Origin of the sequence: Klebsiella huaxiensis (assembly GCF_003261575.2) — a bacterium.
Classification (GTDB): domain Bacteria; phylum Pseudomonadota; class Gammaproteobacteria; order Enterobacterales; family Enterobacteriaceae; genus Klebsiella; species Klebsiella huaxiensis.
This window is the reverse complement of sequence record NZ_CP036175.1, coordinates 3353009-3372987: the sequence shown is the minus strand read 5'-3', so window position 1 is coordinate 3372987 and position 19979 is coordinate 3353009. Positions and strand designations below refer to the sequence as shown.

At 52.6% G+C, this 19979-nt stretch carries 18 protein-coding genes; 9 read left to right on the top strand and 9 right to left on the bottom strand.

Features of this window, described 5'->3' with window-relative positions; translation table 11 throughout:
- The first annotated feature begins 379 nt into the window (after window positions 1-379).
- The 4 genes from topA (at window position 380) to acnA (ending at window position 7762) form a co-directional block, all read left to right on the top strand.
- Complete coding sequence (gene topA, locus DA718_RS16240) at window positions 380-2977, top strand: type I DNA topoisomerase (RefSeq protein ID WP_112216482.1); 2598 nt, start codon at window positions 380-382, stop codon at window positions 2975-2977.
- Between the two features lie 330 nt (window positions 2978-3307).
- A complete protein-coding gene (cysB, locus tag DA718_RS16235) occupies window positions 3308-4282 on the top strand; it encodes an HTH-type transcriptional regulator CysB (protein ID WP_110273501.1) in 975 nt (324 codons plus the stop codon).
- Window positions 4283-4527: 245 nt separating this feature from the next.
- Window positions 4528-4695: a YmiA family putative membrane protein gene (locus tag DA718_RS16230; RefSeq protein WP_110273500.1), complete on the top strand. Its 168-nt coding sequence runs from the start codon at window positions 4528-4530 to the stop codon at window positions 4693-4695.
- Between the two features lie 394 nt (window positions 4696-5089).
- Entirely contained in the window at window positions 5090-7762 is a 2673-nt protein-coding gene (acnA, locus tag DA718_RS16225) for an aconitate hydratase AcnA (protein WP_112216483.1), read from the top strand.
- Window positions 7763-7822: 60 nt separating this feature from the next.
- On the opposite strand, the gene ribA is transcribed toward acnA, so the two are convergent.
- A complete protein-coding gene (gene ribA / locus DA718_RS16220) occupies window positions 7823-8413 on the bottom strand; it encodes a GTP cyclohydrolase II (RefSeq protein ID WP_110273498.1) in 591 nt (196 codons plus the stop codon).
- A 161-nt stretch (window positions 8414-8574) separates the two neighbouring features.
- Here ribA and pgpB point away from each other — a divergent pair, with 161 nt between their 5' ends.
- The 5 genes from pgpB to yciH all read left to right on the top strand — a co-directional run bounded on the left by pgpB (window position 8575) and on the right by yciH (window position 12217).
- Window positions 8575-9342 (top strand): phosphatidylglycerophosphatase B, encoded by a 768-nt coding sequence (gene pgpB, locus DA718_RS16215; protein WP_112216484.1) that lies wholly within the window; start codon window positions 8575-8577, stop codon window positions 9340-9342.
- Between the two features lie 135 nt (window positions 9343-9477).
- Entirely contained in the window at window positions 9478-9786 is a 309-nt protein-coding gene (locus tag DA718_RS16210) for a LapA family protein (protein ID WP_110273496.1), read from the top strand.
- Window positions 9787-9792: 6 nt separating this feature from the next.
- Window positions 9793-10962, top strand: coding sequence for a lipopolysaccharide assembly protein LapB (lapB, locus tag DA718_RS16205; protein WP_112216485.1), 1170 nt, complete (start codon window positions 9793-9795; stop codon window positions 10960-10962).
- 191 nt (window positions 10963-11153) lie between these two features.
- Entirely contained in the window at window positions 11154-11891 is a 738-nt protein-coding gene (gene pyrF / locus DA718_RS16200) for an orotidine-5'-phosphate decarboxylase (protein WP_112216486.1), read from the top strand.
- Window positions 11891-12217, top strand: coding sequence for a stress response translation initiation inhibitor YciH (yciH, locus tag DA718_RS16195; protein WP_110273493.1), 327 nt, complete (start codon window positions 11891-11893; stop codon window positions 12215-12217). Before pyrF ends, yciH begins: the two co-directional genes overlap by 1 nt.
- A 356-nt stretch (window positions 12218-12573) precedes the next feature.
- Here the strand turns inward: yciH and osmB are convergent, their stop codons facing one another.
- The 8 genes from osmB to sapF form a co-directional block, all read right to left on the bottom strand.
- A complete protein-coding gene (gene osmB, locus DA718_RS16190; protein WP_112216513.1) occupies window positions 12574-12792 on the bottom strand; it encodes an osmotically-inducible lipoprotein OsmB in 219 nt (72 codons plus the stop codon).
- 278 nt (window positions 12793-13070) lie between these two features.
- Window positions 13071-13820 (bottom strand): DNA-binding transcriptional regulator YciT, encoded by a 750-nt coding sequence (yciT, locus tag DA718_RS16185; RefSeq protein WP_112216487.1) that lies wholly within the window; start codon window positions 13818-13820, stop codon window positions 13071-13073.
- 74 nt (window positions 13821-13894) lie between these two features.
- The gene (locus tag DA718_RS16180) at window positions 13895-14077 is read right to left on the bottom strand and encodes a YciZ family protein (RefSeq protein ID WP_112216488.1); all 183 of its coding nucleotides are present in this window, start codon (window positions 14075-14077) and stop codon (window positions 13895-13897) included.
- A 175-nt stretch (window positions 14078-14252) separates the two neighbouring features.
- Window positions 14253-16187 carry an exoribonuclease II gene (locus DA718_RS16175; protein WP_112216489.1) on the bottom strand — a complete coding sequence of 645 codons (1935 nt, stop codon included), beginning with the start codon at window positions 16185-16187 and terminating at the stop codon, window positions 14253-14255.
- A gap of 81 nt (window positions 16188-16268) precedes the next feature.
- Window positions 16269-17426 carry a carboxymuconolactone decarboxylase family protein gene (locus DA718_RS16170; RefSeq protein ID WP_112216490.1) on the bottom strand — a complete coding sequence of 386 codons (1158 nt, stop codon included), beginning with the start codon at window positions 17424-17426 and terminating at the stop codon, window positions 16269-16271.
- A 182-nt stretch (window positions 17427-17608) separates the two neighbouring features.
- A complete protein-coding gene (fabI, locus tag DA718_RS16165; RefSeq protein WP_112216491.1) occupies window positions 17609-18397 on the bottom strand; it encodes an enoyl-ACP reductase FabI in 789 nt (262 codons plus the stop codon).
- Between the two features lie 211 nt (window positions 18398-18608).
- Entirely contained in the window at window positions 18609-19151 is a 543-nt protein-coding gene (locus DA718_RS16160) for a HutD/Ves family protein (RefSeq protein WP_112216492.1), read from the bottom strand.
- An 18-nt stretch (window positions 19152-19169) separates the two neighbouring features.
- Window positions 19170-19979 carry a putrescine export ABC transporter ATP-binding protein SapF gene (sapF, locus tag DA718_RS16155; RefSeq protein ID WP_110273484.1) on the bottom strand — a complete coding sequence of 270 codons (810 nt, stop codon included), beginning with the start codon at window positions 19977-19979 and terminating at the stop codon, window positions 19170-19172.

The following is a 19979-nucleotide window of genomic DNA, read 5'->3' as shown; positions in this document are numbered from 1 at the left end:
ACGCCGCACCGCGGCGAGGGGCAAATTTTCCATTAATCTTGTTGGGGGAATCGCAGAGGCCTAATAAACATCAGTTTAGTGGCGGGATTTGCTTTTGCATGCTAATAAAGTTGCGTAACGAATTTTATCAGGTACAGTGTGACGCTTTCAGCGATCTGGCAGCAGATTTGCTTGACATTCGGCCAAAAATTATTCGTGCTATGTCGCCTGGCAAGATAATGCCAGCAAACTCAGCAATCTGGTTTTATGGATGTGAAACCAATGCAAAGGGTTGATATCCATCGACAACGACGCAACATTAGGTTGTGACGTGTCGCCAGTGGATGGTGAATCAATGTGCGATGTATTCCTGGATGAATCAAATTAGGTAAAGGTGAATATGGGTAAAGCTCTCGTTATCGTTGAGTCCCCGGCAAAAGCCAAAACGATCAATAAGTATCTGGGTAATGACTACGTGGTGAAATCCAGCGTCGGTCATATCCGAGATTTGCCGACCAGTGGCTCAACTTCCAAAAAGAGCGCCGACTCTACCGCCACCAAAGGGGCTAAAAAGCCTAAGAAGGATGAACGTGGTGCTCTGGTCAATCGTATGGGCGTGGACCCGTGGCATGACTGGGATGCGCACTATGAAATACTTCCGGGTAAAGAAAAGGTCGTCGCGGAACTCAAGCAGTTGGCAGAAAAAGCCGACCACATCTACCTCGCAACCGACCTTGACCGCGAAGGGGAAGCCATTGCATGGCACCTGCGGGAAGTTATCGGTGGTGATGAGCAGCGCTATAGTCGCGTGGTGTTCAATGAGATCACCAAAAATGCTATCCGTCAGGCTTTTGAAAAGCCGGGCGAACTGAATATTGACCGTGTTAACGCCCAGCAGGCGCGTCGTTTTATGGACCGCGTTGTGGGTTACATGGTGTCTCCACTGTTGTGGAAAAAGATTGCTCGTGGTCTGTCCGCAGGCCGCGTTCAGTCCGTTGCCGTGCGTCTGGTTGTTGAGCGCGAACGCGAAATTAAAGCGTTTGTTCCGGAAGAGTTCTGGGAAATTGACGCCAACACCACCACGCCTGGTGGCGACGCGCTGTCGTTGCAGGTAACGCATAAAGCCGATAAGCCATTCCGTCCGGTCAATCGTGACGAAACTATGGCGGCGGTCAGCCTGCTGGAAAAAGCGGGTTATAGCGTCCTTGAGCGCGAAGACAAGCCAACCAGCAGCAAGCCTGGCGCACCATTTATTACCTCCACTCTGCAGCAGGCGGCCAGCACGCGTCTGGGCTTCGGGGTGAAGAAAACCATGATGATGGCGCAGCGTTTGTATGAAGCGGGCTACATCACCTACATGCGTACTGACTCCACCAACCTGAGTCAGGATGCAGTAAATATGGTTCGTGGCTATATTGGCGATAATTTCGGCAAGAAATACCTGCCGGAAAACGCCAATCAGTACACCAGCAAAGAAAATTCGCAGGAAGCGCACGAAGCGATTCGTCCTTCCGACGTGAACGTGGTGGCGGAATCGCTGAAAGATATGGAAGCGGATGCGCAGAAACTGTATCAACTGATTTGGCGCCAGTTTGTCGCCTGTCAGATGACGCCTGCGCAATACGACTCCACCACGCTGACCGTAAAAGCGGGTGATTTTAAACTCAAGGCGCGCGGTCGTACGCTGCGCTTTGATGGCTGGACGAAAGTGATGCCAGCGTTGCGCAAAGGCGATGAAGACAGGGTTCTGCCGGTGGTTAAACAGGGCGATAGCTTAAGCCTGGTTGAACTGCTCCCGGCACAGCACTTTACCAAACCGCCTGCGCGCTTTAGTGAAGCTTCTTTGGTTAAAGAGCTGGAAAAACGCGGTATCGGCCGTCCGTCCACCTATGCGTCGATCATTTCGACCATTCAGGATCGCGGCTATGTGCGCAGTGAAAATCGTCGTTTCTACGCAGAGAAAATGGGTGAGATCGTTACCGATCGCCTGGAAGCCAACTTCCGCGAGCTGATGAACTACGATTTTACCGCGCAGATGGAAAACAGCCTTGACCAGGTGGCTAACCACGAAGCCGAGTGGAAGAAGGTGCTCGATAGCTTCTTCGGCGACTTCACCAACCAGTTGGAAAAAGCAGAAAAAGACCCTGAAGAGGGCGGTATGCAGCCGAACCAGATGGTGCTGACCAGCATCGACTGTCCGACCTGTAGCCGTCAGATGGGCATCCGTACCGCGACGACCGGCGTCTTCCTGGGTTGCTCAGGCTATGCGCTGTCGCCGAAAGAGCGCTGTAAGACCACCATCAACCTGGTGCCGGAAAACGAAGTGCTGAACGTGCTGGAAGGTGATGACGCCGAAACCAACGCGTTGCGCGCTAAACGTCGCTGCCAGAAATGCGGCACGGCGATGGACAGCTACCTCATCGATCCGAAACGTAAACTGCACGTCTGCGGTAATAACCCGACCTGCGATGGCTACGAGATCGAAGAGGGTGAGTTCCGCATCAAGGGCTATGATGGTCCGATCGTTGAGTGTGAAAAATGTGGTTCCGAAATGCACCTGAAGATGGGGCGTTTTGGTAAGTACATGGCTTGTACTAACGATGAGTGTAAAAATACGCGTAAGATCCTGCGTAACGGGGAAGTGGCACCGCCGAAAGAAGATCCGGTTCCGCTGCCAGAACTCCCGTGCGAGAAATCAGACGCTTACTTTGTGTTGCGTGATGGCGCAGCAGGTGTTTTCCTGGCTGCGAACACCTTCCCTAAATCGCGTGAAACTCGTGCGCCGTTAGTGGAGGAGCTGTATCGCTTCCGCGATCGTCTGGCTGAGAAACTGCGTTATCTGGCCGATGCGCCGCAGCAGGATCCGGAAGGCAACAAAACAATGGTGCGTTTTAGCCGTAAGACTAAGCAACAGTACGTTGCTTCAGAGAAAGACGGTAAAGCGACCGGCTGGTCAGCCTTCTATATTGATGGTAAATGGACTGAAGCGAAGAAGTAAGCGCTATGACCGCTAAGAAGGGCCGCATTGCGGCCTTTTTTAACATTACAGGTCACTGATCTACAACATTTAATCCTGTATTTTCCCCGCCTTATAACCGGCTTATTATTTTTCGTTAGTATCTATACACTGTAGATATAAATGATATAGTGGTTATAGCTAATCTCTTTTTTATTATCAAATCGTCTTATACATCATCGTTTTCAGGATGCGTTGTGGCGCCAGCATGGCGAGTCGCAGGGATGGTAGGGTCTTGCTTGCCTGCCAGGAAGTCGCCTGAACGTAAAATGTATTAAGCGGGTTCATTTTACGCGTTATCGGATATCAGCCATGAAACTACAGCAGCTCCGCTACATCGTTGAGGTTGTTAACCATAATCTGAACGTCTCCTCTACTGCCGAAGGGCTGTATACCTCACAGCCAGGCATCAGCAAGCAGGTCCGCATGCTGGAAGATGAGCTGGGAATTCAGATTTTCGCCCGCAGCGGCAAACATTTAACTCAGGTGACTCCCGCCGGGCAGGAGATCATCCGCATTGCTCGTGAAGTCTTGTCAAAAGTGGATGCGATAAAGTCGGTCGCCGGTGAACACACCTGGCCTGATAAAGGTTCGCTGTACGTTGCGACCACTCATACTCAGGCTCGCTACGCGCTCCCGGGGGTGATTAAAGGGTTTATCGAACGCTATCCGCGCGTCTCATTGCACATGCATCAGGGCTCGCCAACGCAAATCGCGGAGGCAGTCTCGAAAGGTAACGCTGACTTTGCTATCGCGACCGAAGCGCTGCATCTCTATGATGATTTAGTCATGCTGCCTTGCTATCACTGGAACCGCTCCGTTGTTGTGACGCCGGAGCACCCGCTGGCTTCCCGAGGTTCGGTATCTATCGAGGAACTGGCGCAGTATCCGCTGGTGACCTACACCTTCGGGTTTACCGGTCGTTCCGAGCTGGATACTGCTTTTAACCGTGCCGGGTTGACGCCACGCATTGTCTTTACCGCAACCGATGCTGATGTAATAAAAACTTACGTGCGCCTGGGCCTTGGGGTAGGGGTTATTGCTAGCATGGCAGTAGATCCTGTCTCCGATCCGGATCTGGTCAAGCTTGATGCCAACGATATTTTCAGCCACAGCACGACTAAAATCGGCTTCCGTCGTAGTACCTTCCTGCGAAGCTATATGTATGATTTTATTCAACGTTTCGCCCCACATCTGACGCGCGATGTCGTCGATACCGCTGTGGCATTGCGTTCAAATGAAGATATTGAAGCGATGTTCAAAGATATTAAGTTACCGGAAAAATAAGCGTACAAATAATAATGGCATCCTCAAGGGGATGCCAAATCCTATGATGGCCTATAATTGAATATCTAAACCTCGTCTGAATCACAATTTTTGTTAACTCATCCTACCACATTTGCAAATATACCCGTCGCGATCAAAGTATTGATGAAATTCATCTTCCGAGGGATAAAATCACTGGATTAATACTGAATCCATAATTAAGATTTATCTGTACTTAGTTGTTATTAACGATTGGTGGTGAAAAAATGATTAGTGATATCGATTATATGAAGTATGCGATGTCACAGGAACGTGACAAGACTGAGATAGATCCGGTTTTGAGAAGTAAGGCCTGGAGCGCCGTTATCCTTGGGCTTGCGATGTTCTGGAGCGTCATTGCTCTGGTTGTCTGCAACGTTTGGTTACTTAACTAGAGCACATTTCCAGTCAAATTGATTGTGTCGTTTTTATGACAGTCTGGATTTGAGAACTATTTCCATTCGATAAAATAACAGTAATAAGGAGTATATATTTTTTGCCTTTTTGGTCTCTCTCTATAAATTTACTCTGCTGAACTAATCGTCAAAATAGTGGCGATTAGTTCTTCTTTTGTACTCGTGTACTAATACAACTCCGCAGTAATAAAACATACCTCCTTCAAACCTTCTCAATATTTTTAGCACCCATTATTCAAAATTTCTGTCTTGATGCGTTTCATCGATTTTAGCAATTTGAGTTGTTATCAAAATGTTACGTCAAAGATGTGTTATCTTTAATAATGTCCCTGAGGAGGATCAGGGCTTGCTATCCCTATGTTAAGGAGGAGCTATGTCGTCAACCCTACGAGCCGCCAGCAAGGAAACCTTACAGGTTAATGATAAGACCTGGCATTACTACAGCTTACCGCTGGCCGCCAAAGAACTGGGCGATCTCTCGCGTTTGCCCAAATCCCTCAAAGTACTACTGGAAAACCTTCTGCGCTGGCAGGACGGTGATTCGGTGACCGCCGAAGATATTCACGCCCTGGCCGGATGGCTGAAAAATGCACATGCTGATCGAGAGATCGCCTACCGTCCGGCGCGTGTGCTGATGCAGGATTTTACCGGCGTTCCCGCCGTGGTGGATCTGGCAGCGATGCGTGAAGCGGTAAAACGCTTGGGAGGCGATACAGCCAAAGTGAATCCACTCTCTCCCGTCGATCTGGTCATTGACCACTCGGTGACGGTAGACCGCTTTGGCGATGATGATGCGTTTGAAGAGAACGTCCGTCTTGAGATGGAGCGTAACCACGAACGCTACGTATTTTTGCGCTGGGGACAGCAGGCGTTCAGCCGCTTCAGCGTGGTGCCGCCGGGCACCGGAATTTGCCACCAGGTTAACCTTGAGTATCTTGGCAAGGCGGTATGGAGTGAAGAGCAAAACGGCGAATGGGTGGCGTACCCGGATACCCTGGTCGGGACCGACTCGCATACTACGATGATCAATGGCCTCGGCGTACTGGGGTGGGGCGTTGGCGGCATCGAAGCGGAAGCCGCGATGCTGGGACAGCCAGTTTCCATGCTGATCCCGGATGTTGTCGGTTTCAAGCTGAGCGGCAAGCTGCGCGAAGGTATCACCGCCACCGACCTGGTGCTAACCGTGACGCAAATGCTGCGCAAACATGGCGTAGTGGGTAAATTTGTCGAGTTCTATGGAGATGGACTTGATTCATTACCGCTGGCAGACCGTGCCACTATCGCTAATATGTCGCCGGAGTACGGCGCGACATGCGGTTTCTTCCCTATTGATGCTGTCACACTGAGCTATATGCGCCTGACCGGGCGCAGCGAAGAGCAGGTGGCGCTGGTGGAAGCCTATGCGAAAGCGCAGGGGATGTGGCGACAGCCTGGGGACGAACCGATCTTCACCAGCTCTCTGGCGCTGGATATGGGGACCGTAGAAGCTAGCCTGGCAGGGCCGAAGCGTCCGCAGGATCGCGTTGCTCTGGGTGATGTCCCTAAAGCTTTTGCCGCCAGCGCCGAGCTGGAAGTTAACCATGCGCAGAAAGACAAGCGGCCTATCGACTATACGCTGAACGGACAGCAATATTCGCTGCCGGATGGTGCGGTGGCGATTGCCGCGATTACCTCATGTACCAACACTTCTAACCCCAGCGTGTTGATGGCCGCCGGCCTGCTGGCAAAAAATGCTGTCGAGCGGGGATTAAAGCCGCAGCCGTGGGTGAAGGCCTCGCTGGCGCCGGGTTCGAAAGTGGTCTCCGACTATCTGGCCCATGCAAAGTTGACGCCATATCTTGATGAGCTGGGTTTTAACCTGGTGGGGTATGGTTGTACGACCTGTATCGGTAACTCCGGGCCGTTGCCGGATCCGATTGAGCGCGCAATCAAACAGGGCGATTTGACCGTCGGGGCCGTGCTTTCCGGTAACCGTAACTTTGAAGGCCGAATTCATCCGCTGGTGAAAACTAACTGGCTGGCCTCGCCACCTCTGGTTGTAGCTTACGCGCTGGCGGGCAATATGAACCTCGACCTGACCCGCGAACCGTTGGGCATCGGCAAAGACGGTCAGCCAGTGTATCTGAAAGATATCTGGCCAAGTGGAGCAGAAGTAGCGCGTGCGGTTGAGCAGGTTTCGACGGAGATGTTCCATAAGGAGTACGCCGAAGTGTTTGAAGGGACGCCTGAATGGCGGTCGATAAAAGTGGATCGCTCTGATACCTACGACTGGCAGGATGACTCAACCTATATTCGCCTGTCGCCGTTCTTTGACGACATGGGCGTTGAACCCAAACCGGTAGAAGACATTCATGGCGCGCGCATTCTGGCGATGCTGGGTGACTCAGTGACAACTGACCACATTTCACCTGCGGGTAGCATCAAAGCCGATAGCCCGGCGGGTCGTTACCTGCAAAATCATGGCGTTGAACGCACCGATTTTAACTCCTACGGTTCGCGACGCGGAAACCACGAGGTGATGATGCGCGGTACGTTTGCCAATATCCGTATTCGCAACGAAATGGTGCCCGGAGTGGAAGGAGGGATGACGCGCCATCTTCCCGATAGTGAACCTATTGCGATTTATGATGCGGCCATGTTGTACAAAGATGAAGGCACGCCGCTGGCGGTGATCGCCGGGAAAGAGTATGGCTCAGGCTCCAGCCGCGACTGGGCAGCGAAAGGACCGCGTCTACTTGGCGTCAGGGTGGTTATTGCTGAATCTTTCGAGCGTATCCACCGCTCGAACCTGATTGGGATGGGGATATTGCCGTTAGAATTCCCGCAGGGTGTTACGCGTAAAACGCTGGGACTCACTGGTGCGGAGCGGATCGATATCAGCAACCTGCAATCACTGCAGCCAGGGATGACGGTTCCGATAACCCTAACCCGAGCAGACGGCAAACTGGACGTTATAGACTGCCGCTGTCGTATCGATACCGCCACTGAGCTGACGTACTACCAGAACGATGGCATTCTGCATTATGTCATTCGCAATATGCTATAGACCACGATGCTTTAAACAAAGAGGGCCAGCGTATGCTGGCCCTGAATTTTTCTGCCCGGATTATTTATTGAGCAAGTGCCCCATTTTGGCGGCTTTCGTATCCAGATAGTGCGCGTTTTTCGGGTTGCGACCCACGATCAGCGGTACGCGTTCAACAATGTTTATTCCTGCTTCGGTCAGAATTTCGACCTTCTTTGGATTGTTGGTTAACAGGCGCACTTGATCGACGTTGAGCAACTTAAACATATCGGCGCACAGCGTGAAGTCGCGCTCATCGGCGGCAAAACCGAGCTGATGGTTAGCTTCGACTGTGTCATAACCCTGATCTTGTAAAGCATAGGCGCGGATTTTGTTCAGCAGGCCAATATTGCGCCCTTCCTGACGGTGATATAGCAGGATCCCGCGACCCTCTTCGGCAATATGCGACAATGCCGCTTCTAGCTGAAACCCGCAATCACAACGCAGACTAAAAAGGGCATCGCCCGTCAAGCACTCTGAATGTACGCGAGCCAGAACGGGGATCTGCCCCGAGATATCGCCAAAAACCAGGGCAACGTGATCCTGCCCGGTTGCCAGTTCTTCAAAACCCACCATGAGAAAATCGCCCCATGGGGTTGGCAGTTTGGCTTCTGCCACACGTTTAAGCTGCATGTGATTCTCCAGATTCTATCAGCACCTGACTGTGCTTCTGTTTGCCGCTATTTTGCCACAACGGCGTGACGTTCTCCTAATTGCGCACGGCTGCTTGCGTGCAAAGCGCACAAACGAACCACTTTCCGTTATGATATCCAGGTCAATGATAAGGAGACGAGATGCTGTTGATTGCCAGACGAACCGCCGTTGGCGCGGCGCTGTTATTAGTTATGCCTGTTGTAGTCTGGATTTCCGGCTGGAAATGGCATCCGGGGTTGCCGGAAGGGGTGATGAAGCTGTTGTATTGGGTGACCGAAACGGTGACTCAGCCCTGGGGCGTTATTACCCACGTTATCCTGTGCGGCTGGTTCCTGTGGTGCCTGCGTTTTCGTCTACGGGCGGCAATCGTGCTGTTTCTGATTCTGGCGGCTGCAATTTTGATCGGGCAGGGCATGAAATCCTGGATTAAAGATCGCGTGCAGGAGCCTCGGCCCTTCGTCATTTGGCTGGAAAAGACGCAACAAGTGCCGGTGAATCAATTCTACGCATTGAAACGTAAAGATCGCGCTAAACTGGTGCATGAGCAGTTAGCGCAAGAGCAGCAAATTCCTAAATTTCTGCGTAAGCACTGGCAGAAAGAGACTGGATTCGCTTTCCCATCCGGTCACACGATGTTTGCCGCCAGTTGGGCATTACTCGGCGTTGGTTTGCTGTGGCCGCGGCGTCGTTGGGTCACTCTGGCGCTACTGCTAACATGGGCCACTGCGGTGATGGGCAGCCGCCTTGCGCTTGGTATGCACTGGCCGCTGGACTTGATCGTGGCAACCGTGATTTCCTGGCTGCTGGTTACCCTGGCGACCTGGCTTACACAACGGTTTTGTGGTCCGCTATCGCCGCCGGGGGAAGAGGCTCAGGACATTAAAAAAAGGGCTGCAGTCCCGGAGTAATGTTGATTTTACCGCCATCAGGCCGCATATCCTGTACTGGCGTTGTGCATTTCCATTTCACCGCTGCGGCGAAAATGATACTTTATAGGGCTGAACGCGGGATTTTTTCGCGCAACCCACATAACGGGAAGTAATGTGAAATATTTACTCATTTTCTTACTGGTGTTAGCGATCTTTGTCATTTCAGTGACGCTGGGTGCGCAAAATGACCAGGTAGTCACATTCAATTATTTGCTCGCGCAGGGTGAATTCCGGATTTCGACACTGCTGGCTGTCCTGTTTGCTGCTGGTTTTGCTATTGGTTGGCTGATTTGCGGTCTTTTCTGGCTGCGCGTTCGCGTCTCGCTGGCGCGTGCTGAACGTAGAATCAAGCGTCTGGAACACCAGATCGCACCAACCAGCGCTACACCTGCGCAAGCCGGTGTTCCCGCGGTGAAGGAATAATCATTTATGTTGGAGTTGTTGTTTCTGCTTTTGCCCGTTGCCGCTGCCTACGGTTGGTATATGGGGCGCAGAAGTGCACAACAGTCCAAACAGGACGATGCGAGCCGTCTGTCACGTGATTATGTGGCGGGGGTCAACTTCCTGCTGAGCAATCAGCAGGATAAAGCCGTTGATCTGTTCCTCGATATGCTGAAAGAGGATACCGGTACCGTTGAAGCCCACCTGACGCTTGGTAACCTGTTCCGCTCTCGCGGCGAGGTTGACCGGGCCATCCGCATTCATCAAAGCCTGATGGAAAGCGCTTCGTTGACGTATGACCAGCGACTGCTGGCCGTACAGCAACTCGGTCGCGACTACATGGCCGCTGGTCTGTATGACCGTGCGGAAAGCATGTTTAAACAGCTGGTGGATGAAACCGATTTTCGTCTCGGTGCCTTGCAACAGCTGCTGCAAATTTATCAGGCAACCAGCGACTGGCAGTCCGCTATTGAAATGGCAGAACGTCTGGTTAAGCTGGGCAAAGATAAACATCGCGGCGAAATTGCCAATTTTTGGTGTGAGCTTGCCTTACAGCAAATGGCGGGTAACGATCTGGATAAGGCCATGACGTTACTGAAAAAAGGGGCCACTGCCGATCGTAATAGCGCTCGTGTCTCCATTATGATGGGCCGGGTATGGATGGAAAAGGGCGATTATGCCAAAGCGGTAGAGAGCCTGGAGCGCGTCATCGAGCAGGACAAAGAACTGGTCGGCGAAACGTTAGATATGCTGCAAACCTGTTACCAGCAGTTGGGCAAAACCGATGAGTGGGAAGCGTTTTTGCGCCGCTGCACAGAAGAAAATACCGGGGCGACCGCTGACTTAATGCTAGCGCAAATCCTTGAACAGCGGGAAGGTATGGAGTCGGCGCAAAACTACGTCACGCGTCAGCTGGAGCGTCATCCGACGATGCGCGTGTTCCATAAGCTAATTGACTACCATATCAGCGAGGCTGAAGAGGGGCGGGCGAAAGAGAGCCTGGGTGTTTTACGCCAGATGGTCGGTGAACAGGTTCGCAGTAAGCCGCGCTACCGCTGCCAGAAATGTGGTTTTACCGCCCATACGCTGTACTGGCACTGTCCATCCTGTCGCTCATGGGCAACAATTAAGCCAATTCGCGGCCTTGATGGGCAGTAGATTAAAAAAAATCCGTATTTTAGTTACAACATACTAAGGTGTTTTTATCCTTCATTTCCCTTGGCATCGGAAGTAAACCCGCCTGGCAGGGCGGGAAATACAACCTGTCATTTTTGCCTTATCGCAGGTAGAATGCTGCCCGTTTACCTTTTTGCGCCACACTGGCGCCCATCAACAATTAAGGTCCGGTCATGACGTCTACTGCTACATCTTCTTCCCGCGTTGTCACATCCTCTCCTATTGTTGTTGCTCTTGATTATGATAACCGTGATAAAGCGCTGGCATTTGTCGACCGCATCGACCCACGCGACTGCCGCCTGAAGGTTGGCAAAGAGATGTTTACTCTGTTTGGTCCACAGCTTGTTCGCGACCTGCACCAGCGTGGTTTTGAGGTTTTCCTCGACCTGAAATTTCACGATATTCCAAATACCACGGCACGTGCGGTTGCGGCAGCAGCAGAGCTCGGCGTCTGGATGGTCAACGTTCATGCCTCCGGCGGCGCGCGCATGATGACCGCCGCACGTGAAGCCTTGCTACCATTTGGTAATGATGCGCCGCTGCTGATCGCGGTGACCGTATTAACCAGTATGGAAGCCAGCGACCTGCAGGATCTGGGCATTACGCTTTCCCCGGCCGATTATGCCGCGAAGCTGGCGGCGCTGACCCAGAACTGTGGTCTGGATGGCGTTGTTTGTTCAGCGCAGGAAGCGGTGCGCTTCAAACAGGAACTAGGTCAGGCATTTAAGCTGGTGACGCCAGGCATTCGTCCGCAAGGCAGCGATGCAGGCGATCAGCGGAGGATCATGACGCCGGAACAGGCGCTGGCCGCTGGTGTGGATTATATGGTCATTGGCCGCCCGGTGACTCAGTCTGCCGAGCCGGCCGCCACGCTAAGTAGTATTAATGCATCATTGAACAAGGGGGCGTGATGAGCGATTCCAACAGTCGTCTGGTGTATTCGACGGACAGCGGGCGTATCGATGAGCCTAAACAGGTACAAGAGCGGGCGAAAGGTGATGGCATTGTGCGCATTCAGCGTCAGACCAGCGGTCGCAAAGGCAAAGGCGTGTGCTTGATTACAGGTATCGATGAAAACGACGAGGCGCTGGCTAAGCTGGCTGCTGAACTGAAAAAGAAATGCGGCTGCGGCGGTTCAGTAAAGGATGGCGTGATTGAGATTCAGGGCGATAAGCGTGATTTACTCAAATCACTTCTCGAAGCGAAAGGCATGAAAGTTAAACTGGCAGGCGGCTAAGAGCCTATCCCATTAGGCTATTTTGTTCGCCAGTTTGGCACCGGGCAGTGCTCGAAATCCTCACGTACTACGTGTACGTTCCGGTTTCTGCGCGCTGTCCGGCACCAAACTGGCTTCAACAAGGGGTAGACTCTAATAATAAGGCCACGATATGCGTATCGTGGCCTTAATTTTTTTTGCTGGAGAATCAGTTAGCTAATATAAATTTTTATTTTATTTCGTGTGATATACCCTAAATAATTCTAGTTGCAGGACAAAACGGTGAACCGTTTTGAACAGCGCTCGCGCTGCCTCCGTAGGGGCGCCGAGTAACAAAGCCAATGCATATGCAACTTGAAGTATGACGGGTATAAATATTATTTACCTACCTGGTGACCAATAATACCGCCGACTGCGGCGCCGCCCAGCGTACCCAGGGTGCTACCGTCAGTTAATACTGCACCGCCGATTGCGCCGGCACCCGCCCCGATAGCGGTGTTACGATCGCGTTTAGACCAGTTAGAACAAGCGCTCAGAGACATTGCAACTGTTATTGCCAGGACCGCAGCAGTCATTTTTTTGTTCATTGAATTCATCATAATTTTCTCCTGAATAATCTATTCACGGATACAACTTCCTATAAGCATAGCTTGTTACTTCTGCTTAAGGGGTATTCCATGAAGCTAAGTTGCGCAGGTGTTACTCTAATCACGCAGGTGATAGTCACTTCCTGTTATATCGCTAACATTAATTTTACTTTCTATAAAATTTTCAGGGAGGTAAAAAGTCTTAATTCAGGTGTCAGAAAAGTCTCAGACGAAGCATGAGCCGGGTATTTACCCGGCAGAGTGAGGCGTTGTAGCGAAATAGGGAATTAAGAGTGATTAACGATATCGACGATTAACCCGCACGCAGCCAGCCGATCGCGAACGGCATCGTTTAGGTTGTCGTCGGTAATAATGCGATTAAATCGTCCTACAGGGCCTAGTGGATAGGGATGAACAACGCTGAACTTCGAGCTGTCGCTTAGCACAATCGCTTCACAGCCTTTTTCCAGCACCGCGTTGACGACATCGGCGCGCATCATATCCCGGCCGGTAAACCCGGTTTCAGCCTGCCAGCCATCGATACCAATAAATGCCTTGCTGAAGTGAACTTGTTGAATGAACTGCCGCGTCAGTGGGCCAACCATACTTTCGCTGCGTTTTTGGTAAATCCCCCCCAGTAGAATGACTTCTCCGGGCGTCTCTTTAAGCAGGTGAGCGATATAGCTACTGACGGTGATGATGGTGATATCGCCACGCTCGGCAAGCGTACGGGCAAGAAGGGCGTTGCAGCTGCCGTTTTCGATAAACACCGTCTCGCCGGCGGAGACAAGCGTAGCGGCTCGCGTAGCCAGCTCTCGCTTAATAGAAAAGTTGGTCATCATGCGGGTTTCCACATCTTCGCTATCCAGAGGAACAGCGAAACCATGGGTACGTCGCAGATAGCTCTGCTTTTCCAGTAAATTCAAATCCTGGCGAATAGTGACTTCAGAGACACCGGTCATCTTCGCGAGATCGGACACGCTCATACGGCCTTTATCAATGACCATTTGCAAAATACTTTGTTGTCGGGCGTTCATAGCAACATCACAGTTAAAGGGCTATTTGAGGCTGGCAATCGGCGCTGAACGGCCGACCGCGGCGATAAAGGATTTTAGATTTCCCACGGCGCTTTAGTTTGGCCGGGTTTGGCTTCCTGTTCGTCACTGGAAAGCGCCTGCAGTTCAGCTTTTAGAATTTCCAGGTTATGAATGGCGGAGTGATAATCTCCGGCAACCAGGATATCAAGCACGGTATCAATACGTTGGGCGAGCAGGTGGGCATTCAGATCTGACATGGCGTAATCCTGGTTACAAATGTGAATAAAATCAATGATGCTAAAAACGGATGAAAAAGAGAAGCGAAAAAAACTCACAACCTAACTCATCTACTGTTATTAACGGAAAACGCGCAGGAAAACAACGGGAAGGGCCAGGATGCGGCTCCGAACGGGAGCCGCACAGGGCAGTCTATCAGGCGGCAGGACGCGCAATCACGCTGCGGGTTTCCATGCGAACTTCGGCAATCGTGACGTCAATTACGTCGGTCACTTTGTAGACGACTTCACCTTTAATCTGCACGGTACCATTTTCCTGGCTGCAAACCAGTTCATCGCGAACGGCGTGCAGGAACGGCGCTGGGATAAAGGCGACAGCACCGTTATCGACCAGACGCACGCGCATTCCACCGCGGCTAACATCAATGATTTCAGCAGCAAAACGCGTATCGGTTCCGGCTTTTGGGCTCAGATAACGGGCGTATAGCCAGTCTCCGACATCGCGCTCCGCCATGCGGTTAAGACGACGGCGGTCCGCCATCTGTATCGCAACGTCATCCTGCGGACGCGCAATGGCTTCCCCTTTGATAACCGCTTTCAGCAGACGATGGTTGATCATGTCGCCGTACTTACGGATCGGAGACGTCCAGGTCGCGTAAGCTTCAAGGCCCAGACCGAAGTGTGGTCCCGGCTCGGTACTAATTTCCGCGAACGACTGGAAGCGACGAATGCGGCTGTCGAGGAAGCCAGACGGCTGCGCGTCCAGCTCGCGACGCAGCTTGCAGAAGCCTTCGAGCGTCAGTACTTCTACCGGGTCAACGTGCACATCGTGCGTCTTCAGCAGCGCAGCCAGTTGCTCGGTGTTTGCCGGGTCAAAACCGGTGTGGACGTTATAGACGCCGAAACCGAGTTTATCGCGCAGCACGCGGGCAGCGCAGATATTGGCGGCAATCATCGACTCTTCAACAATGCGGTTGGCGATACGACGTGGTTCGGCAACGATATCCAGTACTTCACCTTTCTCACCCAGCACAAAGCGGTAGTCCGGGCGGTCTTTAAACACCAGCGCGTGGGTTTTACGCCATTCGCTACGGCGCAGACAGACATCCTGCAGCAGTTTGATTTGCTGAGCGATGGCATCGCTCTCTGGCTGCCAACTGCCGTTATTTTCCAGCCAGTCGGAAACATCATCGTAAGCCAGTTTCGCTTTGGACATGATGGTGGCAGTGAAGAATTCGATATCGTCTTCAATGGTACCGTCATCGGCCAGAATCATACGGCAGGCCAGAACCGGACGAACTTCGTTGGCGCGCAGGGAGCACAGGTCGTCTGACAGCTCGCGCGGCAGCATTGGAATGTTGAAGCCCGGCAGATAGTTGGTAAAGGCGCGAATTTTCGCCGTGTTGTCCAGCTTGCTGCCTTCAGCAATCCAGGCGGTCGGATCGGCGATAGCAACGGTCAGGTGCAGTTTACCGTCCGCGGCAAGCTCTGCGTACAGGGCATCGTCCATATCTTCGGTGCTGGCGCTGTCGATGGTCACAAAAGTCAGAGCCGTTAGGTCGCGGCGCTCCAGACCTTCGTCGAGCATTTCAGTTGCTACGCCATCTGGCGCTTCTTTTTCCAGATTGTGGCGCGCGAGGGTAACCCACCAGGGTACAAAATGGTCATCGCCATAGGTGATGAACTGGGTCAGCTCGGCATAGAAGCCGCGATCGCCTTTCAGTGGATGACGGCGCATTTCAGCAACGGCCCAGTCACCCTCTTTAAAATCATGCTCAACGCCGCGAACGGCCCGGCAGGGAATGGCATCTTTCAGCAGCGGATGATCAGGAACGATGGAAAGACGGTCATCTTTCTTATGAACTTTACCGACAAAACGCGTCAGAAAAGGCTCAACCAGCTCTTCTGGCTCTGCGCTTTCGCGTTCTTTTTCAGTATTGACCACGGCAATAATACGGTCGCCGTGCATCACTTTTTTCATTTGCGGTGGCGGAATGAAATAGCTTTTCTGTGAGTCGACTTCCAGGAAGCCAAAGCCTTTTTCCGTCCCCTTAACGACCCCTTCAACGCGCGGAGTCTGGGAATGCAGTTGCTGTTTAAGCTGCGCTAGCAGCGGGTTGTCCTGAAACATAATTTCTTATTTTCGTGGCTAAAAGAGCGGCTGACATTTTTACGCGAATATGCCTGCCTCAGCAAGCGCTGTTTCAGCATTTTACGTCTGCTGACTCACATTCCCGAGGGCGATTTTCAGCCGATTCATCCAACCGCATAGCCCGCACCAGGCAAGAAGGTCGATAGCCGAAGTACGAGAGAGTCCGTATTCAATAAGGGGAGTTAGCTGGGCGGCGCTGAAGCGGTCTGGCGCTCGGGTCAAGAGCTGGACGGCCTGTAAAATGACGCGCTCCTGGGGATGTTGCTGCCCCCATGCCTGAGCGTCTGCCTCATGGCCACGCAACGCCTCAATAAGGTCTGGCAAATCCGAACATCGTGCGACCCAGGCGTTGAAGCAACTGGTACTACCGTTAATGCGTGCGGTTATCAGCGCCACCTGACTGACAAACTGTTGCGCGTCGCTGAGATATGTCAGAACTTGTTCCAGCACATTAAGCGGTGACTCCTGTGTCGCCAGCAGCGGTGCCAGTTCGAACAAACCCGGATGCTTCTGCCAGTCAGCTAACAGCAATTGACGCTCATCATTGGCGTAGTGTAAATCTGAATCGTCCAGGCCCGGCTGCCAATCAATATCACTCGCGGCAAAAAGCGCTTCTGGCGCATCTTCTTGCTGTGGCATGCCGGGTATCCAGCGAACCGGATAACCTAATGCGGCCTGGAATGCGGCGATAGCGCGGGCCTGAAAGCCGACAAAGCCAACAATCTGATTGATCAGAATAATATCGCGGCTGGTCAAGCCCACCTCATCCAACTGACTGCGCGATAGCGCGTTAATGACCGAAGGCGAGCTGGCAAGCTGGCGAGCATATTGCGTGATCTGTGCCAGACGACGGTTGCTCTCTCGCGAAGAGTCCGGGCCGGGAAGCGGTGCCAGACGGGCGGCATAGTGGTTACACAGGCGCTGTACGCCGTAAACCTGTGCCACGGTCAGCGCAGTACTTAGCCGGTCGTAGGCATTAAATGTTTGCAAGCGGCTCACAACTACCGTCGTCGGGAAGAAGGCATCGGCTAACTGACGGGCAGGCGCTATCCAACGCGCATGCGCCTGGAAAAGATCCTCGGGCAGAGTCAGGTCGAGTAGAAAGCGATCTTCGACATGGGCGGCTTCAGGGACGAGCGGCAATACATCCACCGGGCAGATTGTTGACTGGGTCTCATGATACCAGTGGTTTTTGCCGTTAACGCGGCGTTGCTCCATGGGGGATCCTTGTTCGGTATGTGGCAAACCACCGTTTCGCGGTTGCGCTATGCTGAACTATCCTGGCTTAACCCCGGAGCGGGAGAAAATATTGATACGTGCTAACAAATAGCGGATTGGAATAACAAAAGAAAAGTGCGGGGGAAAGCACCCTCCTCACGGACGCGAGGAGGGCAAAGAACTTATTTCAGTTCCAGCTCGTTCATTGCGGCGATGCTGAAACCACCGTCAACGTGAACGACTTCACCGGAGATGCCTGCAGACAGGTCGGAGCACAGGAATGCTGCACTGTTACCCACGTCTTCAGTGGTGACGGTGCGGCGGATCGGAGTGACCGCTTCGCAGTGCGCCAGCATCTTACGGAAATCTTTAATGCCGGAAGCGGCCAGGGTACGAATCGGACCGGCAGAGATAGCGTTAACGCGAACGCCTTCCGGACCCATAGCGTTCGCCATATAACGAACGTTAGCTTCGAGGGACGCTTTCGCCAGACCCATTACGTTGTAGTTCGGGATCGCGCGCTCAGCACCCAGGTAGGACAGCGTCAGCAGGGCGGAGCCTGGGTTCAGCATGCCGCGGCAGGCTTTAGCCATCGCCACAAAGCTGTAGGCGCTGATATCGTGGGCGATTTTGAAGCCTTCACGAGTGACCGCGTTAACATAATCGCCGTCCAACTGATCTGCCGGAGCGAAGCCGATGGAGTGCACGAAACCGTCGAACTTAGGCCATACTTTTTCCAGCTCGGTGAACAGAGATTCAATGCTCTCATCTTCAGCCACGTCGCACGGCAGTACGATGTTGGAACCCAGTGCCGCAGCAAATTCTTCCACACGACCTTTCAGTTTTTCGTTCTGATAGGTGAACGCCAGTTCAGCCCCTTCACGGTGCATTGCTTGCGCAATACCGTAGGCGATGGACAGTTTGCTGGCAAGGCCAGTCAACAGAATGCGCTTACCGGAAAGAAAACCCATAGCTTTAATCCTTATCGTTATTGCGTATTTTTACTTTAACAATCATTTGGTTAGCGTTGTTATTTCAAAATAACTCAAATTTAGCCGGGAATTATATCCCACTGACGACCCCTTGTGTCACGATATTTTTCTGTTGTCCCTTACGCCTTATCACGTAAGGGTTACCGTGCATACAAAAGAGTATACCTTCTGCTATAACAGACATCCGTTGTTAGCGGCGTTCAATCTCGGCCAGCAAAAGCCGGGCATCCGCTGATTGCGGGAGCAGCTCTCCCGGCGACTCGCCGTGCCACCAGATCCCTGAGCCTGCTGTACAGGTCTTGCCAGCTAGCTGCCAGCGACCTTGCAACACCCAGGCGATACCTTCCGCTCCGGGCTGCTGTTGCTCTGCGACAACCGTGACCTGAGCGGCGGCGCGCGAGCGCTGAGTCATGATATTGAAATCCAGGCCGCGTCCGGAAATGCCCTCGCTGACGAGGGGCCATTCTCCGGCAAAAGCCCACGGTTGCCATAATTCAAGGCGCTGCGCGATGTTGTCGCCGTGCAGCCACAGCGGCTGCCCTTCAAGAAGGGTAATTACCCGGTCAACCTCAGGAAAGAGGGAAAACGGCCCATCATTACTCAGGGTGGCAATACTGGCGCGCCAGATAAAAGGCGCATCAGGCGAGGGGAGACTGACAATTTCGCGAGTTTCGCCGCCGCCGTTTTTCCACGGCGTCACGGGTAAAGAGGAAAACTGAACCGGAATAATCATCGTAATGTGCGCCTCGGATTATTTGCCGTCTTTACGCCAGGCGTCGGCCGTGAGCGCCTCGCCAAAATGCCCGGCGATAAGACGTTTGGTCAGGTCATGTAGCGGTGAGGCCAGTACATCTGCGGTGCTGCCACGTTCGACCACTTCCCCCTGATGCATCACTAAAACCTGATCGCTGATATGTTTCATCATCCCCAGATGCTGGGTGACGTAGATATAGGAGATACCCTGTTTCTCCTGTAACTCCAGCATCAGATTGATTAACTGTGAACGCATCGACATATCCAACGACGCCAGCGCCTCATCGCAAATAATCACCTTCGGGCGCAGAATCAGCGCCCGCGCCAGACCGAGGCGCTGTTTTTGCCCTGGCGCCAGCATATGCGGATAGTAACTCACATGGTCTGGCAGTAACCCGACCATACGGAGCGTTTCGATAATCTGCTTTTGCCGCGCTTCAGGCTCGAGGTCAGTATTCAGACGCAGCGGAAAATCGAGAATTTGAGAAATTCGCTGCCGTGGGTTGAGCGAAGTCGACGGATCCTGAAAGATCATACGAATCTGTTGGCTACGATAAGAGTAATCGCCGAACTCCAGCTGATGGTCATCAATCAGCAGTTCGCCGGTGCTGGGTTCGACCATACCGGCAAGCATTTTCGCCAGCGTTGATTTCCCTGAGCCGTTCTCGCCAATAATTGCCAGAGTCTGGCGTTCACGCAGGGTAAAGCTCAGCGGCTTGACCGCGTCCACGGTTTGTCGATGAAACCATCCGGTACGGTAGCGAAAGGTCTTACTCAGATTGCGTACTTCAAGCAACGTTTCGACCAT

Bases quoted from the DNA above. Each gene is read 5' to 3' on its own strand.
- topA (WP_112216482.1), top strand. From the start codon at position 380: ATGGGTAAAGCTCTCGTTATCGTTGAGTCCCCGGCAAAAGCCAAAACG.
- cysB (WP_110273501.1), top strand. From the start codon at position 3,308: ATGAAACTACAGCAGCTCCGCTACATCGTTGAGGTTGTTAACCATAAT.
- DA718_RS16230 (WP_110273500.1), top strand. From the start codon at position 4,528: ATGATTAGTGATATCGATTATATGAAGTATGCGATGTCACAGGAACGT.
- acnA (WP_112216483.1), top strand. From the start codon at position 5,090: ATGTCGTCAACCCTACGAGCCGCCAGCAAGGAAACCTTACAGGTTAAT.
- ribA (WP_110273498.1), bottom strand. From the start codon at position 8,413: ATGCAGCTTAAACGTGTGGCAGAAGCCAAACTGCCAACCCCATGGGGC.
- pgpB (WP_112216484.1), top strand. From the start codon at position 8,575: ATGCTGTTGATTGCCAGACGAACCGCCGTTGGCGCGGCGCTGTTATTA.
- lapB (WP_112216485.1), top strand. From the start codon at position 9,793: ATGTTGGAGTTGTTGTTTCTGCTTTTGCCCGTTGCCGCTGCCTACGGT.
- pyrF (WP_112216486.1), top strand. From the start codon at position 11,154: ATGACGTCTACTGCTACATCTTCTTCCCGCGTTGTCACATCCTCTCCT.
- yciH (WP_110273493.1), top strand. From the start codon at position 11,891: ATGAGCGATTCCAACAGTCGTCTGGTGTATTCGACGGACAGCGGGCGT.
- osmB (WP_112216513.1), bottom strand. From the start codon at position 12,792: ATGAATTCAATGAACAAAAAAATGACTGCTGCGGTCCTGGCAATAACA.
- yciT (WP_112216487.1), bottom strand. From the start codon at position 13,820: ATGAACGCCCGACAACAAAGTATTTTGCAAATGGTCATTGATAAAGGC.
- DA718_RS16180 (WP_112216488.1), bottom strand. From the start codon at position 14,077: ATGTCAGATCTGAATGCCCACCTGCTCGCCCAACGTATTGATACCGTG.
- DA718_RS16175 (WP_112216489.1), bottom strand. From the start codon at position 16,187: ATGTTTCAGGACAACCCGCTGCTAGCGCAGCTTAAACAGCAACTGCAT.
- DA718_RS16170 (WP_112216490.1), bottom strand. From the start codon at position 17,426: ATGGAGCAACGCCGCGTTAACGGCAAAAACCACTGGTATCATGAGACC.
- fabI (WP_112216491.1), bottom strand. From the start codon at position 18,397: ATGGGTTTTCTTTCCGGTAAGCGCATTCTGTTGACTGGCCTTGCCAGC.
- DA718_RS16160 (WP_112216492.1), bottom strand. From the start codon at position 19,151: ATGATTATTCCGGTTCAGTTTTCCTCTTTACCCGTGACGCCGTGGAAA.
- sapF (WP_110273484.1), bottom strand. From the start codon at position 19,979: ATGGTCGAAACGTTGCTTGAAGTACGCAATCTGAGTAAGACCTTTCGC.